The sequence below is a fragment of the Mesorhizobium sp. C432A genome (assembly GCF_030323145.1).
Classification (GTDB): Bacteria; Pseudomonadota; Alphaproteobacteria; order Rhizobiales; family Rhizobiaceae; genus Mesorhizobium.
The window spans coordinates 4,701,935-4,716,821 of record NZ_CP100470.1; the positions used below are offsets into that span (position 1 = coordinate 4,701,935).

The window sequence follows — 14,887 nt, forward strand, 5'->3', positions numbered from 1 at the left end:
TGAGCGATAAATGGTGGTCGCAAAGTCGGCCAGTCCCACCTTGATTGCAAGCCGCTCATATGCGGCTTTACCCGGCTTCCAGGAAAATCCTTCTATTCACCATTCACCATTCACCATTCACTGCCTTACTTCTGGCGCACACCGAAACTCTGGAATCCCGACCGCATCAGCGGCTTCTTCGACGACAGCACACCGGAGTTGACGCCGGTCCAGCCAATCTCGCCCGACAGCTTGCCATATTCGATCTTCGGGCAGCGGTTCATCACCACCTTGATACCGGCCGCCTCGGCACGCGTCGCCGCCTCGTCATCGCGCACGCCAAGCTGCATCCAGACGACTTTCGGCAAGGGGTCGAGCTTCAGCACCTCATCGACAATGCCGGGCACCGCTGCGGAGGCGCGAAAGATGTCGACCATGTCAACCGGCTCCGGCAGATCGGCAAGGCTGGCATAGGTCATGCGGCCGAGGATTTCCTTGCCGGCCTGCCCAGGATTGATCGGAAACACCGAAAAGCCCTTGGCCAGCAGATATTTCAGCACGAAAAAGCTCGGCCTGACATCGTTGGCCGACGCGCCGACCATGGCGATGGTCTTCACAGAATTGAGGATGCCGCCGATATAGGCATTGTCGTAGCTATCGTGATTCACTCGTCGGTCTCCCTCAGTGCTTCCTCCATAAAGGACTGCGGGTCCGTGCAGAAGTCGCGCATCATGCGAAAATGATCGGTATCGGTGAAATCTGTGGGGTCGAGGCCGAAACGGCTGATGCGGAAGAGCCGCGCGCCGGGACAAGCCATCAGCAGCGGCGAATGCGTCGCCATGATCACTTGCGCCGTGCCTGACCGGTCCATGCGCCGCAGCATCTTCAACAATTCGATCTGCCGCGACGGCGACAGCGCGCTTTCGGGCTCGTCGAGGATGTAGATGCCTTGCCGGCGGCAGCGCTCCTCGAAAAAGCGAATGAACCCTTCGCCATGCGACCACGATAGAAAGTCCGGCGGCGGCGGTCCGAACGGGTCTTCGAGTGCCGCCTGGTCGAGATAGCGCGCGACCGAGTAAAAAGATTCGGCACGAAAGAACCAGCCGGCGGTGACTTTTGGCAGCCAGTGGCCGCGGAATGTATTCGCCAGTGCCGCACCGCTCTTGTCGATGGCGATGGAATGATCGACCGGACGATAGCCCTTGCCGCCGCCGGCCTCGTCGTAACCGGCCAGCGCGCCGATGGCTTCCAGCAGTGTCGATTTGCCGGTGCCGTTTTCACCGACAATGATGGTGATCGGCGTGGTGAATTCGATCTCGAATTCACGGCCGCGAAACAGCGGCAGGTTCCATGGATATTTTTCCCAATCTTCCACGCGCTCGGGGTCAATCAGGATGCGTTTGAGATAAGGCGCCTTAAGCCGGGTCAGTTGCTTGCGATAGCCCATGCGGACGCTCAGTCCGGCAGCGAGATGGTGCCGTCATCCGCGATCGGGAAGGCCGGATTGTGTGCGACTTCCCAGACATGGCCGTCGGCATCGGCGAAATATCCATACCAGCCGCCCCAGAAGGCGCGGCCTGCCGGCTTGACGATCCTGCCGCCGGCCTTCTCGGCGGCCGCCAGCACGTCGTCGACTTCGGCATCGGAGCGGGCGTTGTAGGCGAGGTAGACCGCCGACGGTGCTGCGGCGAAGGCAATGCCTGAATCCTCCTCGGCGCTTGGCCTCGGGAACAGGCCGAGAATGGCGCCGCCCATCTGGAAGAAGGCGACGCCATCGGTGATGCCGGCGTGGCGCTTCAAGCCCATGCCTTCGTAAAAGCGCACGGCGCGCTCGAGATCGTCGGTGGCGATGGTGATGATGGAGATGCGCGGTTCCATGGATCGAAAACCTATTCGTCCGTCCATTCCGGTTTGCGCTTGCCGATGAAGGCGCCGATGCCTTCCTCGGCGTCGCGGGCCAGCATGTTCTCGACCATGACGCGGCCGGTATAGGCATACGCGTCCGCCAACCCCATCTCGGCCTGCGCGTAAAAGGCTTCCTTGCCGGTCTTGACCACCAGAGATGATTTGGAGGCAATGGTTTGCGCGTATTTGGTGACGATCTGATTCAGGTATTCGCGCGGCACGACGCGGTTGACCAGGCCGAATTCCTTGGCGGTTGCGGCATCGATGGTCTCGCCGGTGAGCAGCATTTCCATGGCGTGCTTGTGAGACACGTTGCGTGACAGCGCCACCATCGGCGTCGAACAAAACAGGCCGATATTGACGCCCGGCGTGCAGAAGGTCGCTTCATGCGAGGCAATGGCGAGGTCGCAACTGCAAACCAGTTGCAGCCCCGCAGCGGTGGCTAGGCCATCGACTTCGGCGATGATCGGGAGCGGATGGCGCACGATCTGCTGCATCAACGCCGCGCAAGCCGAAAATGTCTGCTCGAAAACCCCTTGCCCTTGTCGGCGTCGGCGCGGCGCGCGGTCATTTCCTTGAGATCGTGACCGGCGCAGAAGACTTTCCCGGCGGCCGCCAAGACGATGACGCGGACCGATTTGTTGGCCTTGGCACGGTCGAGCTCGGCGCTCAATGCCGCCATGACGGAAAGCGACAAGGCATTGGCGGGCGGATTGGCGAGCGTCAGGCGCAGCACGCCCTTGTCCAGCCCGGCGATGACCGGCCCGTCTATGGCAACAGGTTTGATCGAAAGGATTTCGGCCATGACAAGGGTCTCCGCGATTCCGCCGGGCGCCGCCAGACTATCTAATATCGGATCGAGTTTCATCAACACCCATCGCTTGCGCCAAGGTGTTGCCAGAAGCGCATCATTGCGTTCATACAGGCCCGGCATAGAACGAGAGACCGACATGCCCGCCCAGGATAATCTCAAGCCGGTGCTGACGGCGGCTGAAGTCAATGCGCTGATGGCCAGCGTCTACCCGCAGCTCAACGACGAGTTCACGTCGTATGAGGCGCTCGACGTTTTCCCTGGCGGCTGCACTGTGCGGCTCAACGCCAACGAACGGCATTTGCGTCCCGGCGGCACGGTATCGGGTCCGTCGCTGTTCACGCTGGCCGACATTGGCGGCTATGTCTGCGTGCTCAGCCATGCCGGGCCGGATGCGCTTTCGGTTACCGTCAACCTCAACATCAATTTCGTCCGCAAGGCCGAGGCCGGCCCGATCGACGGCCATTGCCGCATCCTAAAGCTGGGCAAGAGCCTGATGGTGTTCGATATCGACATCGTCGGCGGACCGAGGGAACACACGGTAGCGCATGCGACCGGCACCTATTCGATCCCGCCGAAGCGCGCCGCCGATGTGGTAAAATAACACCTTTTGGTCAAACCTTTGTTTTTATTACACTTTGCGAGCAGACGTGCGTTTCCTGCGCCTTGACGTGCCCACTCCCCTCGCCTATAAGCCGTCACGAAGCAGCGGCCCGCAAAGGCCGCCGTTTTGTTATTGGCGGCGGGCAAGTGCCTTGTCGCCAATCCAAGCAACAAGAAACGCCTTCTTCGGAAGGTCAAAATTGAAAGCAGAAATCCATGGCAACCTTTTCGCAGAAGCCTGCGGATGTGGTGAAGAAGTGGGTGCTGATCGACGCCGAGGGTCTCGTCGTCGGCCGTCTCGCCACTGTCATCGCCAATCATCTTCGCGGCAAGCACAAGCCCACCTTCACCCCGCATGTCGACGACGGCGATAACGTCATCGTCATCAATGCCGACAAGGTGGTGTTCACCGGCAAGAAGTTCACCGACAAGGTCTATTACTGGCACACCGGTCACCCCGGCGGCATCAAGGAGCGCACCGCGCGCCAGCTGCTCGAGGGCCGTTTCCCCGAGCGTGTCGTCGAGAAGGCCGTCGAACGCATGATCCCGCGCGGGCCGCTCGGCCGTCGCCAGATGAAGAACCTCCGCGTCTATGCAGGCACGGAACATCCGCATGTCGCCCAGCAGCCCGTCACCCTCGACGTCGGCGCGCTGAACGCCAAGAACAAGAAGGTTGCATAAGATGGCTGAGCTTTCCTCGCTCGCAGAATTGGGCGCCGCCACCGGCAACACCAACACCCAGCCGGCAGCACCCGTCCATGTCCAGAAGCTCGACAAGTCGGGCCGCGCCTATGCCACCGGCAAGCGCAAGAACGCCATCGCCCGCGTCTGGGTGAAGCCGGGTTCGGGCAAGATCGTCGTCAACGACAAGGAATTCGCGACCTATTTCGCGCGTCCGGTCCTGCAGATGATCCTCAACCAGCCGATCATCGCTTCCAACCGCGCCGGCCAGTACGACATCGTCGCCACCGTCATCGGCGGCGGCCTCTCCGGCCAAGCCGGTGCCGTTCGTCACGGCATTTCCAAGGCGCTGACCTACTACGAGCCGGCACTGCGCGCCGTGCTCAAGAAGGGCGGCTTCCTGACCCGCGACAGCCGCGTCGTCGAGCGCAAGAAGTACGGCAAGGCGAAGGCCCGTCGTTCCTTCCAGTTCTCGAAGCGCTAAGCGCTGCGACGTTCCAGACATCGAAAGGCCGCCTCCGGGCGGCCTTTTCTTTTGGGTCTCGGCAGTCACCCCACCCGGCGCTTCGCGCCGACCTCCCCATCGAGGGGAGGTAGGAGGTCGCGGCAGTTTTGCCGCCCGGACAATCCACGATGGTCCAGCGGCTAGCAAACCAGTTCGACCATAAAAACGCGGCACCCTACCTCCCCTCGATGGGGAGGTCGGCGCGAAGCGCCGGGTGGGGTGATGGCGCCGGCCTCGGTTCAAGTCTCAGAACTTGCCGGCCTTGATGTAATCGATAAACGCCCGTAGCGGCGCTGGAACCAGACGCCGTCCGGGATAGTACAGAAATGGTCCGGGAAAACTCTGCCACCACGGTTCGAGCACGGGCTCCAGGGCGCCGCTTTCGAAGTGAGGGCGAAGCCAGCCCTCGAAGAGAGCGACGATGCCGCTGCCGGCAATGGCCGCATGGACGGCAAGATCGCTCGCCCCGCCGATCCGCACGATCAACGGCCCCGTCGTGTCGACACGCACCACCTCGCCGTCGCGCTCGAATTCCCACGGCAGCATCGCACCGCTGGCAAAACGACCGCGCAGACAAGCATGGCCAAGCAGGTCGCTCGGGTGCTGCGGCCGCCCATGGCGCTCGAGATAGGCGGGGCTGGCGCCAGTGGCGAAGCGCTGGACGCGCGGTCCGATCGGCACCGCGATCATGTCCTGCTCCAGTCGCTCGTCATAGCGGATGCCGGCGTCGCAGCCCGCCGCCAGCACGTCGACGAAGTTCTCATCGGCGATGACCTCCAGCCGAATGCCGGGATAGGCGGCGAGGAAGCCCGGAACGATGTCGGGCAATATCAGCCGCGCGGCGCTGACCGGGACGTTGAGGCGCAGCGAACCAGCCGGCCTGTCGCGAAAGCCATTGACCACGTCGAGGGCCGCCTCCACCTCCGACAGCGCCGGGCCAAGCCGTCCGAGCAGGCTGAGACCTGCGTCGGTCGGAACGACGCTGCGTGTCGTGCGGTTGAACAGCCTGACGCCGAGCTGCGTCTCCAGGCGGCGCACCGCTTCGCTCAGGCCCGACGCGCTGCCGCCGCCGGCGCGAGCCCCTTCGCGAAAGCCGCCGGCACGCGCCACCGTCACGAAAGCGTTCAGATCGCCAAGGTCCATCATTGTTCGCCATTCCGCACAAGCTGTACGGATTGTACCTTATTATCCCGAGGTTGAGCAGCGTCTATCTTCGCCTCCTCAAAGGAGACCGACCATGTCCACCATCCAAAAATCCGGCACATTCACCCTCGGCAGCCACACCGTGAAACGGCTCGGCTACGGCGCCATGCAACTTGCCGGCCCGCACGTTTTCGGTCCGCCGAAGAATCATGACGCGGCCATTGCAGTGCTGCGCGAAGCAGTGGCGTCCGGGGTCAACCACATCGACACCAGCGACTATTATGGCCCGCATGTCACCAACCAGCTGATCCGCGAAGCGCTGGCGCCCTATCCGCAAGACCTCGTCATCGTCACAAAGATCGGGGCGCGGCGCGGCAGCGACGGCTCATGGCTGCCTGCCTATTCCGCCAAGGAACTTGAGCAGGCCGTGCACGATAATCTCAGGAATCTCGGTCTTCAGGTGCTGGATGTCGTCAATCTGCGCATCATGTTCGGGGTGATGGGTCCCGCCGAGGGCTCGATCGAGCCGCAGTTGACCGCGCTTGCCGAACTGCAGCGCAAGGGTCTGGTGCGCCATATCGGCCTGAGCAACGTCACCCCAGCGCAGGTCGAGGAAGGCCGTGGGATCGCCGAGATCGTCTGCGTGCAGAACCAGTACAATCTGGCGCATCGCGACGACGACGGGTTGATCGATGAACTGGCGCGCGCCGGTATCGCCTACACGCCGTTCTTCCCGCTCGGCGGTTTCAGCCCGCTGCAGTCGTCGACCTTGTCGGATGTGGCCGCGCGGCTCGGCGCCACACCCTTGCAGGTTGCGCTCGCCTGGCTGCTGCGCCGCTCGCCGAACATCCTGCTGATCCCGGGGACGTCGTCGATCGGGCATTTGAGAGAGAACCTGGCGGCGGCGGAACTGGAGCTGTCGGCCGATGTGCTAAGGGAATTGGATGGGGTGGCGAAAGCGGCGTGAAGATTTTGCGGGCGGCGCTGTCACCCCACCCGCGCCTTCGGCGCGACCTCCCCATCGAGGGGAGGTAGGAGGTCGCGGCAGCCTTGCATGCCTCGCAATCGCTACGACTGTCGGAATCTAAAGCGCCAACGCCCTACCTCCCCTCGATGGGGAGGTCGGCGCGCAGCGCCGGGTGGGGTGATGGCGCCGACGTACGATTTCTAATTGATACTCGCCGTATTCGCGGCTCGGCCGGCTTCGCCTCATCCACATAAGGCACCCTAAACCCGTTGGCCCCCAGCCAGCCAATGGCAGCCTTCGGTTCGTCGGTCTGGATGATGGTGGCGCCGCGTTCGGCCCAGAAACCGTGGTCTCGGCCGGCATGCCGGCCTGCACCGCCAGTTCATCGCCGCAGCCGCCGGAGAGGAAGCCGCCGGGCCTTGCACCTTGGCGATACAAGTCCTTCGCCAAGCTGTGACTGGCATCTTGCGTGCCGGTTCTGTAGTTGTGGCAGCCCGATGAACAAAGAAGGACCCGTAATGGCGAACCAGACCATCGACAACGCGTTCACCGCCCGCTCCAAGACGGGGCCTTCCTTCGAGCCGACCTATGCCGGCGCGCTGTCGTTCATGCGGCGCAAATACACCAAGGATGCAAAGGGCGCGGACGCCGTCGTGTGGGGCATTCCGTTCGATGCCGCCGTCACCAACCGGCCGGGCGCGCGCTTCGGGCCGCAGGCGATCCGCCGCGCCTCGGCGATCCTCGACAACGACCCGCAATATCCGTTCTCGCGCGACCTGTTCGAACATCTCGCCGTCATCGACTATGGCGATTGCCTGCTCGATTCGGGCAATCACCAGAAGACACCAGGCACGATCGAGCGCGAGGCGGCGAAGATCCTGAAATCGGGTGCCTTCCTGTTGTCGCTCGGCGGCGACCATTTCGTCACCTGGCCGCTGCTCAAGGCGCATGCCGCCATCCATGGGCCGCTGGCGCTGGTGCAGTTCGACGCGCATCAGGACACCTGGCCTGACGATGGCAAGCGCATCGACCACGGTTCGTTCGTCGGGCGCGCCGTCAATGAGGGCATCATCGATCCTGATCGTTCGATCCAGATCGGCATCCGCACGCATGCCCCCGATACGTTCGGCATCAAGATCCTTTACGGTCACGAGATCGAGGAGATGCGGGCTTCCGACATCGCCTATGCGATCGTCGACCGCACCGGCGGCAGGAAGACCTATCTCACCTTCGACATCGACTGCCTCGACCCGGCCTTTGCGCCCGGCACCGGCACGCCGGTTGCCGGCGGACCGTCCTCGGCGAAAATCCTGTCGACGCTGCGCCAGCTCGGCCAAGTCGATATTGTCGGCGCCGACGTCGTCGAGGTTGCGCCGGCCTATGATCACGCCGATATAACGGCGATCGCCGGCTCGATGGTGGCCATGCACTATCTCGGCCTGGTGGCCGAGCGAAAAGCGCGGGCGGAAGAGCTGAACAGCGGCAACCATGGCGCGGCAAACCATGGCCAGGGCATATAGGCCTGAATTAGCAGGGAATTGACGGGCACATGAAACCGAAAATCTTCATCGATGGCGAACACGGCACCACCGGCCTGCAGATCCGGGCGCTGCTGGCCGAGCGCGGCGACCTCGAGATCATCTCGATCCCGGCCGAGCGCCGCAAGGAAACGGCGGCGCGCGCCGAGTTCCTCAATGCAGCCGATGTCGCCATCCTGTGCCTGCCGGATGCGGCTGCCAAGGAAAGCGTATCGCTGATTGCCAACGACACCACCAAGGTGATCGACGCCTCCACGGCGCATCGCGTAGCCGAGGGCTGGGAATATGGCTTTGCCGAGATGGAAAAGGGCCAGGCCAAGATCATCGCCAATGCAAAACGCGTCGCCAATCCCGGCTGCTGGCCGCAAGGACCGATCGCGACACTGCGGCCGCTGGTCGCCGCCGGTCTGCTGCCGGCGGATTTCCCGATCACCGTCAATGGCATTTCGGGCTATTCGGGCGGCGGCCGGCCGATGATCGAGGACTATGTCGCCAAGGGCGAGGATGCCTCTGAATTCCAGGTCTATGGGCTGACCCTGCAGCACAAGCATGTGCCGGAGCTGCGCACCTATGCGAAGCTGTCGCACGATCCGATCATGCAGCCGGCGGTCGGCAATTTCGCCCAAGGCATGATCACAGTGGTGCCGCTGCAGCTCGGCGGGCTCGACCATGTGCCGGCCGGCGCCGAACTGCACGCGGCAATCGCCGACCATTTTGCCGCCATCAAGGGCGGCGTGGTCGAGGTAGCTCCTTACGAGCACGTGGAGCGCCTGCCCGAGATCAATCCCGAGGTCTATAACGGCACCAACCGCATGAAGGTCTATGTCTTTGCCAATGACGACAGGGCGCAGGCGCTGCTGATTGCGGTCTATGACAATCTCGGAAAGGGCGCCTCGGGTGCTGCCGTTCAGAACATGGATCTGATGCTCGGCCTTTAATTCAGTTGGAGAGAGCATGTTGCCCGAAAACCGCTTAACACTTTTCGGCATCACGCTCTGAATGGACGCGCCTGCATTTCCAAAGCGCTGGAAGATCAGCGCGCCCGAGCTCATTGCGGAGACGTTTTCGAGCCGCATCTGGAAGGTGCGGCGTGAGGACGGCTCGCCGGCCATCGTCAAGGCGCTCAAACCATTCGACGATGTCGAGGACGAGTTGCGCGGCGAGCACTATCTCGCATGGCGGCGCGGCGAAGGCGCGGTGCGGCTGCTTGGCCGGGACGGCCACCGCATGCTGCTCGAATATGCCGGCGACACCCTGCTTTCCGACGTTCTGGCCAAAGAAGGCGACAACGCCGCGACCGCAATCGCGGCCGAGTTGATGGGGAGACTGTTCTCGCCCTCAAGACACCCTGCCCCGCCGGACCTGCAGCCGCTGCGGACACGGTTTGCCAGCCTGTTCAAAAAGGCCGGAGCCGATCGCGACGCCGGAGAGCACAGCCTCTATATCGAGGCCGCCGAAATCGCGGACCGGCTGCTCGATGCCCCGCATGCGGTCAAGCCGCTGCATGGCGACCTGCATCACGACAACATTTTGCACGGTGCGCGCGGCTGGCTGGCGATCGACCCGAAGGGCGTGCTCGGCGATCCCGGCTTCGACGCCGCCAATCTGTTCTACAACCCACTGGGGCGCGACGACCTCTGCCTCGATCCCGAGCGCATCGCGCATATGGCTGAGATCTTCGCCAGGACACTCGGCCAGACGCCGGCTGCCATTCTCGACCATGCCATCGCGTATGGCTGCCTGTCGGCCGCATGGCATCATGAGGACGAGAATGCGGTCGACGAGAACCGCGAGCTGTCGGTTGCGGGAGTGATCCGAAAGGTGCGGCTCAGCTTCTGACCGGCGCAGCCTCGCGCTTTAGACGTAGCGAGGCAGTTCGTTCGCGAAATAGATTATTGCGACGGCCAAGACACCGTAGACGATGTACCTGCGTTCATGGGCGGCCGCGTTGGCAGTGGATAGGCGCCCTTGTTGCCGCGCCAGTGGGCGGCGGCAAATCCCAGCAGGACCAGCGCGAAGGCCTGATGGGTCAGCGCCATGTGCAGCGGCACCTGCATCAGCAGCGTGCCGATGCCGATCGAGGCCTGCACCAGCACCAGCAGAAACAGCAGCGTTGCGCGGCGTGCGTGTGTCGTGCCCGGCAGCCGCCGGCGCGTCGCTATCATATGCCAGAGCGCGATGGCAAAGACCGTATAGGCGCCGAGCCGGTGGACGAACTGCACCGTCTTCGGGTTCTCGAAGAAATTGCGCCAGGCCGGTTCGAGCAGCAGCAGCTCGCCGGGGATGATCTTGCCGTCCATCAGCGGCCAGGTGTTGTAGCTCAGGCCGGCGTCGAGCCCTGCGACCAGCCCGCCGAGATAGATCTGGACCAGCGCCAGCAGCACGATGAAACCGGCCAGTCTTTGCGTCGACCGGCCGGCGGCAGGCTCCGAATGCGGCGCCAGCCCGCGCGCGACCACCATGGTGGCAGTGAAGATCAGGGCGGCAAGCGTCAAATGCGTCGCCAGCCGGTACTGGCTGACGGAGACGCGGTCGACCAGGCCGGAGGCCACCATCCACCAGCCGATGGCGCCTTGCAGGCCACCAAGCAGCAGAATACCGACCAGCTTTGGCCCAAGGCCGCGCTCGATGCGGCGCGTCGCCCACAAGACCAGCAACGGCAGGCCGAAGACCAGGCCGACACTGCGCGCCAGGATGCGGTGCGCCCATTCCCACCAGAAGATCGATTTGAAGGCGTCCAGGCTCATGCCCTTGTTGAGCTCGGCATATTGCGGAATCTTTTGATAAAGCTGGAATTCCTCCTGCCACTCCGCGTCATTGAGCGGCGGTATCACACCGTGGATCGGCTTCCACTGCGTGATCGACAGGCCGGAATTGGTGAGCCTGGTGGCGCCGCCGACCAGCACCAGCGCAAACAGCACCAGAAGCACGACATACAGCCAGCCGCGCACCAGCGCCCGATTTTTCAAGTCGCGATCGCGGTCAATGTAAGGCGCGGCGGCTGATATGGCGGCCATGGTTGGTCCCGGCAGGTTGACGTGGCGGATTGGTGAACCATCGCAACCCGGCTGACAAGACCGGACGGCGCGGCACGCCGTCGCGCCGCATCTCCCGGGTTGCACAGGCGCGCGGTTGGGCCTAAGCGGAGGCGATCAACGAGAACGCTCATGCCCATCCGCCTGAAAAAGCTGATCGGAACTTTCCTGCTGGTGGCGCTGGTCATCATCTATGCGCTGGTCGCGTCGATCATAGCGGTCGCGCAGCTGTCGCAATCCAGCCCGCTGGTGCACTTCCTGTTCTTCCTGTTCAGCGGCCTGTTCTGGGTGCTGCCTGCGATGGGCATCATCAAATGGCTGATCCTGGAGCCGCCGCCGAAAGGCTGAAGAGCCCGCCCCAGGTCAGATGGTGACCACCATTTTGCCGGCATTGGCCAGCGGCGTCGTTAAGCCCGACAACATGGTGCGGATATGGGCGACGCTCTGGTAGCGGCCGTTGATCGAAATGCGCGGCAGCGCGTGCAGGAAGCCGGCGTGCTCGGCGTGCAGCACGCCGTGGCGAGTGGTCACCGCCGAGGCGTAGCCGGCGTCGCGGGCAAAGCCCACTTCGCGGCAGCCGACAGCGCTGGCGTAACCATAGGGGTAAGCGAGATGACGGGGGTCTTCGCCGAGCTGCGCCTGCAGCTGGCGCCTGACGTCGACGATCTCATGGCGCGCATCGCCTTCGTCGAGCCGCTTCAGATTGCGGTGGTTGACCGTATGCGCGCCGATCGTCACCAGCCTGTGCCCGGCCACGGCGCGGATGTCGTCCCAGGTCATCAGCGTGCTTGGGCGCAAGCCATCGAGGTCGATGCCGTTCGAGTGCGCCAGATCGCGCAGCACGGCGCGCTGATCCTCCTCGCGCACCTCGAGCGTCAGATAGGCATGCAGACGCGCATTGGCGTGGAGTTTCTTGCCGTGGGTCGAGCAGTCTATGGTCACCGGCCCCTTCGGCGTCGCCAGCGTCAAACGCTCCCGCGCGTTGACGATATCCTCGACCACGTCCCACCATAAATCGGCGCTGCCGTCGATCAGACCCGGCGCGACATAGATGGTGATCGGCGCGTCGTGCTTTTCGAGCACTGGCAGCGCTTCGGTCATGTTGTCGCGATAGGCGTCGTCGGCGGTGATGGTGGCGAACTGGCCGTCCTTGCCGCCGGCCTTGATGCGCTCGATCGCCTCGTCGAGGGTGACGAAGGCATAGCCCCTCGACTTCATGTCGGCGACGAGAGCGTCGAGGAATCGCGGGGCGATGTTGAGGTGGCGGTTAACGCCGTCCGGCTTCTCCGGCGTGGCGGTGACCCGATGCAACATGAGGACGGCGCCAATGCCGCCGACAAACGGCTTGGCCAGCGGTGCAAGGCCGGTAAAGCGGGCGATATTAAGCGCCAGTTTCCGAACTGCCTCACCACCGTCGATCATTCATTCACCTTTTGCGCCTAGGCTCGATCCAAGCACGGAACGCGCCGACGCGAACTCCTGATCGCGACGAATACGCCTTAAGGATTGAGGTATGGTTGACGCCACCGCGTCATTTGACGGCAATCGGCTCGCCGCAAGCAAGGCGTCTGCGCGCACGCCGGCTGCCGACCAGACCAGTCTGTCGGTGTCGATCGCAGATGCTGCCGCGCTCGCCTCTTACGGCGAATTCTGCCGTTCGGCGCTGTTTGCGCCGGCGCAAAGCGCGGACTGGGTTCGTGCCTGGACGGCGCAGGCCAATCCCGATGCCGTCATTGCCACGCTGACAATCGAGGACAGGCCGGTCTTTGCACTGGCACTGGAAATCACGCGAACTGGTCCATTCCGCGTCGCCCGCTTCATGGGCGGGCGCCATGCCAACGGCAATTTCGCCGCCGCCGATCCGGCATGGCTGGCAAAGGCAGATGCTGGGGGGATCCGCAGGCTGGTGACGGCGATCGGCAAGGCGCGTCCCGACATCGATCTCGTTGCCTTGGAAAGGCTTCTGCCCGACCTCGATGGTGTTGCCAATCCGCTGGTGGCGTTCTCCAACTTTCCGAGCCCAAACCTGTCGCTCGCCGTCAATCTCGACGGTGGTTTCGATGCGCTGCTGTCGCGTGTGGGCGGCAAGCGCAAGCGCAAGAAGCACCGTTCGCAGACACGAAAATTCGAGGCGGTCGGCGTTCATCGCCGCATCGAGGCGCAGACACCCGAAGACGTGAACCGGCTGCTCGACGCTTTCTTCGAGATGAAGGAGTTCCGCTTCGCCAAGATGGGCATCGCCAATGTCTTCGGCGAGCCGGAGGTGCGGGCTTTCTTCCGTGCCCTCTTCGCCGGCGCGCTGGCCGAGGAGAAACCGGCCTTTGTGCTGCATGGGCTCGAAGTGGCCGGCAAGCTGCGTGCAATCACCGGCTCGAGCCGCTCGGGCAAACGCCTGATCTGCGAATTCGGCGCCATCGCCGAGGACGATCTCGGCCACACCAGCCCCGGCGATTTCCTTTTCTTCGACATCATCGAGGAAGCCTGCCAAACAGGCTTCGATGTCTATGATTTCTCGGTCGGCGACGAGCCCTACAAGCGGCTCTGGTGCGATATCGAGACCCAGCATTTCGAGGTGCTGGCGCCCCTGACGCTGAAGGGACGCGCCCTGGCGTCGGCGCTGCGGCAGGGCGCACGGGCGAAAGCCTTCATCAAGAACAACCCGACGGTCTGGAAGCTGACCAAGATGCTGCGCCGCAAGGCCGCCGGACAGGCAGCGCCCGCTCCCACGGACGACGAAAACTAGCGTTCAGAAATTCAGCGCTTCGCGGAGCGCCGGGCCGGCCCTGACCCGCAGGTCGAGATCTGCCTCGATGTGGTCGATATGGTGCAGCATCAGCCGGCTCACCAACCCGCAATCGCCGCTTTCCAGCGCGCCGACCATTTCCGTGTGCTCACTGTGTCCGCAGGCCGACACGCCGGATCGTCCGTAAAGGGCGATGACCAGCGACGAACGCGCCACCAGCTCCTCCATGAAGCGCTGCAGGATGGCATTGCCGGCGACGGAGGCGAGCAGCAGATGGAAATCGCCCGACGCCTTGATTTCGGAGCGCCGGGCGGTTGGGCCGCGCTCGGCGATGAAGCGGCCTTCCTCGTCGAGCTGCGCGCGGAACGCAGCGATATCGGTGGCTGTGACCCGCCCACAGGCGGCAATGGCTATGCCCGGCTCGATCAGCCGGCGCGATGCGAACACCTGGCGCGCTTCCTCGGGCGAAGGGTTGGCGACGAAGGCGCCACGGTTGCGCTCGGTACGCACCAGCCCCTCGAAGGACAGCATCTGCAGCGCCGCGCGCGCGACCGTGCGCGAGACGTCGAACAGCGTGCCGACCTCGCCTTCCGACAGCTTGGTGCCGGGCGTCAGCCGACGGTCAACGATGGCGTCCCGCAGATTGTCGCGAATCGCCTGGGCGCGATCCTGGTTGGCGCTGTCGGCGGAATGGATCTGATCGGCAATGTTCATGGCGATGATGGTTCCCAGCCTCTTCTAGCGCAACTCGTCGCCTGCGCACGAGAGGCAAAGTGGACACGAAGCCAAAAAAGATTGCATACGATTCTTGTGCAGATCGCGCACAATCGCCCATAATTTGTGCAATGCACAAGATAGCCTACCGGCTAGGCAGTGGGCAAGAACCCCGATTTTTCTGTCGATTCAAACGCTTGGGCCGATTGCCGCCGATTGGCACGCATAATGCTTTGGGTAATGCGACCAAACGGGGAAGCCTG

16 protein-coding genes and 2 pseudogenes are annotated in these 14,887 nt (G+C 63.5%); 9 read left to right on the plus strand and 9 right to left on the minus strand.

The annotated features are described in order from the left end of the window. Window positions 1–125: 125 nt before the first annotated feature. The 4 genes and pseudogenes from NLY33_RS23010 to NLY33_RS23025 form a co-directional block, all read right to left on the minus strand. A complete protein-coding gene (locus NLY33_RS23010; RefSeq protein ID WP_023705040.1) occupies window positions 126–647 on the minus strand; it encodes a CoA-binding protein in 522 nt (173 codons plus the stop codon). After that, complete coding sequence (locus NLY33_RS23015; protein ID WP_023689471.1) at window positions 644–1,426, minus strand: AAA family ATPase; 783 nt, start codon at window positions 1,424–1,426, stop codon at window positions 644–646. The genes NLY33_RS23010 and NLY33_RS23015 overlap by 4 nt, the downstream gene beginning before the upstream one ends. 8 nt (window positions 1,427–1,434) lie before the next feature. Then, on the minus strand, window positions 1,435–1,857 hold the full coding sequence (locus NLY33_RS23020; RefSeq protein WP_023705041.1) for a VOC family protein: 423 nt from the start codon (window positions 1,855–1,857) through the stop codon (window positions 1,435–1,437). A gap of 11 nt (window positions 1,858–1,868) precedes the next feature. Next, window positions 1,869–2,689 (minus strand): annotated as a pseudogene (locus NLY33_RS23025) (enoyl-CoA hydratase). Window positions 2,690–2,834: 145 nt separating this feature from the next. Between NLY33_RS23025 and NLY33_RS23030 the strand changes: the two are divergent. The 3 genes from NLY33_RS23030 to rpsI all read left to right on the plus strand — a co-directional run bounded on the left by NLY33_RS23030 (window position 2,835) and on the right by rpsI (window position 4,463). Then, window positions 2,835–3,299, plus strand: coding sequence for a PaaI family thioesterase (locus NLY33_RS23030; protein ID WP_023689474.1), 465 nt, complete (start codon window positions 2,835–2,837; stop codon window positions 3,297–3,299). A gap of 215 nt (window positions 3,300–3,514) precedes the next feature. After that, a complete protein-coding gene (rplM, locus tag NLY33_RS23035) occupies window positions 3,515–3,979 on the plus strand; it encodes a 50S ribosomal protein L13 (protein WP_023669409.1) in 465 nt (154 codons plus the stop codon). Between the two features lies 1 nt (window position 3,980). Then, window positions 3,981–4,463, plus strand: a complete 483-nt coding sequence (gene rpsI / locus NLY33_RS23040) for a 30S ribosomal protein S9 (protein ID WP_023669408.1) — start codon at window positions 3,981–3,983, stop codon at window positions 4,461–4,463. A 267-nt stretch (window positions 4,464–4,730) separates the two neighbouring features. Here rpsI and NLY33_RS23045 read toward each other — a convergent pair whose 3' ends face one another. Beyond that, on the minus strand, window positions 4,731–5,630 hold the full coding sequence (locus NLY33_RS23045; protein WP_023693291.1) for a LysR family transcriptional regulator: 900 nt from the start codon (window positions 5,628–5,630) through the stop codon (window positions 4,731–4,733). Window positions 5,631–5,721: 91 nt separating this feature from the next. Here NLY33_RS23045 and NLY33_RS23050 point away from each other — a divergent pair, with 91 nt between their 5' ends. Continuing rightward, window positions 5,722–6,594: an aldo/keto reductase family oxidoreductase gene (locus NLY33_RS23050; protein WP_023705042.1), complete on the plus strand. Its 873-nt coding sequence runs from the start codon at window positions 5,722–5,724 to the stop codon at window positions 6,592–6,594. Window positions 6,595–6,794: 200 nt separating this feature from the next. Here the strand turns inward: NLY33_RS23050 and NLY33_RS23055 are convergent. Continuing rightward, window positions 6,795–7,014, minus strand: a pseudogene (locus tag NLY33_RS23055) (glycerophosphodiester phosphodiesterase family protein); the annotation flags it as partial. A 98-nt stretch (window positions 7,015–7,112) separates the two neighbouring features. Here NLY33_RS23055 and speB point away from each other — a divergent pair. The 3 genes from speB (at window position 7,113) to NLY33_RS23070 (ending at window position 9,971) form a co-directional block, all read left to right on the plus strand. Continuing rightward, window positions 7,113–8,114 (plus strand): agmatinase, encoded by a 1,002-nt coding sequence (gene speB / locus NLY33_RS23060; RefSeq protein ID WP_023669405.1) that lies wholly within the window; start codon window positions 7,113–7,115, stop codon window positions 8,112–8,114. Between the two features lie 29 nt (window positions 8,115–8,143). Further along, window positions 8,144–9,070: an N-acetyl-gamma-glutamyl-phosphate reductase gene (gene argC, locus NLY33_RS23065; RefSeq protein WP_023669404.1), complete on the plus strand. Its 927-nt coding sequence runs from the start codon at window positions 8,144–8,146 to the stop codon at window positions 9,068–9,070. A 61-nt stretch (window positions 9,071–9,131) separates the two neighbouring features. After that, window positions 9,132–9,971: an aminoglycoside phosphotransferase family protein gene (locus tag NLY33_RS23070; protein ID WP_023669403.1), complete on the plus strand. Its 840-nt coding sequence runs from the start codon at window positions 9,132–9,134 to the stop codon at window positions 9,969–9,971. Between the two features lie 53 nt (window positions 9,972–10,024). Here NLY33_RS23070 and NLY33_RS23075 read toward each other — a convergent pair whose 3' ends face one another. Beyond that, the gene (locus NLY33_RS23075; protein WP_023708657.1) at window positions 10,025–11,149 is read right to left on the minus strand and encodes a COX15/CtaA family protein; all 1,125 of its coding nucleotides are present in this window, start codon (window positions 11,147–11,149) and stop codon (window positions 10,025–10,027) included. A 150-nt stretch (window positions 11,150–11,299) separates the two neighbouring features. On the opposite strand from NLY33_RS23075, the gene NLY33_RS23080 reads away from it, so the two are divergent. Next, window positions 11,300–11,515 (plus strand): DUF2842 domain-containing protein, encoded by a 216-nt coding sequence (locus NLY33_RS23080; RefSeq protein ID WP_023669401.1) that lies wholly within the window; start codon window positions 11,300–11,302, stop codon window positions 11,513–11,515. A 15-nt stretch (window positions 11,516–11,530) separates the two neighbouring features. Here NLY33_RS23080 and NLY33_RS23085 read toward each other — a convergent pair whose 3' ends face one another. Beyond that, window positions 11,531–12,589, minus strand: a complete 1,059-nt coding sequence (locus NLY33_RS23085) for a polysaccharide deacetylase family protein (RefSeq protein ID WP_023705044.1) — start codon at window positions 12,587–12,589, stop codon at window positions 11,531–11,533. 91 nt (window positions 12,590–12,680) lie between these two features. On the opposite strand from NLY33_RS23085, the gene NLY33_RS23090 reads away from it, so the two are divergent. Continuing rightward, entirely contained in the window at window positions 12,681–13,910 is a 1,230-nt protein-coding gene (locus tag NLY33_RS23090) for a GNAT family N-acetyltransferase (protein WP_023669399.1), read from the plus strand. Window positions 13,911–13,913: 3 nt separating this feature from the next. Here the strand turns inward: NLY33_RS23090 and NLY33_RS23095 are convergent, their stop codons facing one another. Further along, window positions 13,914–14,624 (minus strand): GntR family transcriptional regulator, encoded by a 711-nt coding sequence (locus tag NLY33_RS23095; RefSeq protein WP_023669398.1) that lies wholly within the window; start codon window positions 14,622–14,624, stop codon window positions 13,914–13,916. Window positions 14,625–14,887 lie beyond the last annotated feature (263 nt).

Bases quoted from the DNA above. Each gene is read 5' to 3' on its own strand.
- NLY33_RS23020 (WP_023705041.1), bottom strand. From the start codon at position 1,857: ATGGAACCGCGCATCTCCATCATCACCATCGCCACCGACGATCTCGAG.
- NLY33_RS23045 (WP_023693291.1), bottom strand. From the start codon at position 5,630: ATGATGGACCTTGGCGATCTGAACGCTTTCGTGACGGTGGCGCGTGCC.
- argC (WP_023669404.1), top strand. From the start codon at position 8,144: ATGAAACCGAAAATCTTCATCGATGGCGAACACGGCACCACCGGCCTG.
- NLY33_RS23095 (WP_023669398.1), bottom strand. From the start codon at position 14,624: ATGAACATTGCCGATCAGATCCATTCCGCCGACAGCGCCAACCAGGAT.
- NLY33_RS23015 (WP_023689471.1), bottom strand. From the start codon at position 1,426: ATGGGCTATCGCAAGCAACTGACCCGGCTTAAGGCGCCTTATCTCAAA.
- rpsI (WP_023669408.1), top strand. From the start codon at position 3,981: ATGGCTGAGCTTTCCTCGCTCGCAGAATTGGGCGCCGCCACCGGCAAC.
- NLY33_RS23070 (WP_023669403.1), top strand. From the start codon at position 9,132: ATGGACGCGCCTGCATTTCCAAAGCGCTGGAAGATCAGCGCGCCCGAG.
- rplM (WP_023669409.1), top strand. From the start codon at position 3,515: ATGGCAACCTTTTCGCAGAAGCCTGCGGATGTGGTGAAGAAGTGGGTG.
- NLY33_RS23075 (WP_023708657.1), bottom strand. From the start codon at position 11,149: ATGGCCGCCATATCAGCCGCCGCGCCTTACATTGACCGCGATCGCGAC.
- NLY33_RS23030 (WP_023689474.1), top strand. From the start codon at position 2,835: ATGCCCGCCCAGGATAATCTCAAGCCGGTGCTGACGGCGGCTGAAGTC.
- NLY33_RS23085 (WP_023705044.1), bottom strand. From the start codon at position 12,589: ATGATCGACGGTGGTGAGGCAGTTCGGAAACTGGCGCTTAATATCGCC.
- speB (WP_023669405.1), top strand. From the start codon at position 7,113: ATGGCGAACCAGACCATCGACAACGCGTTCACCGCCCGCTCCAAGACG.
- NLY33_RS23080 (WP_023669401.1), top strand. From the start codon at position 11,300: ATGCCCATCCGCCTGAAAAAGCTGATCGGAACTTTCCTGCTGGTGGCG.
- NLY33_RS23090 (WP_023669399.1), top strand. From the start codon at position 12,681: ATGGTTGACGCCACCGCGTCATTTGACGGCAATCGGCTCGCCGCAAGC.
- NLY33_RS23050 (WP_023705042.1), top strand. From the start codon at position 5,722: ATGTCCACCATCCAAAAATCCGGCACATTCACCCTCGGCAGCCACACC.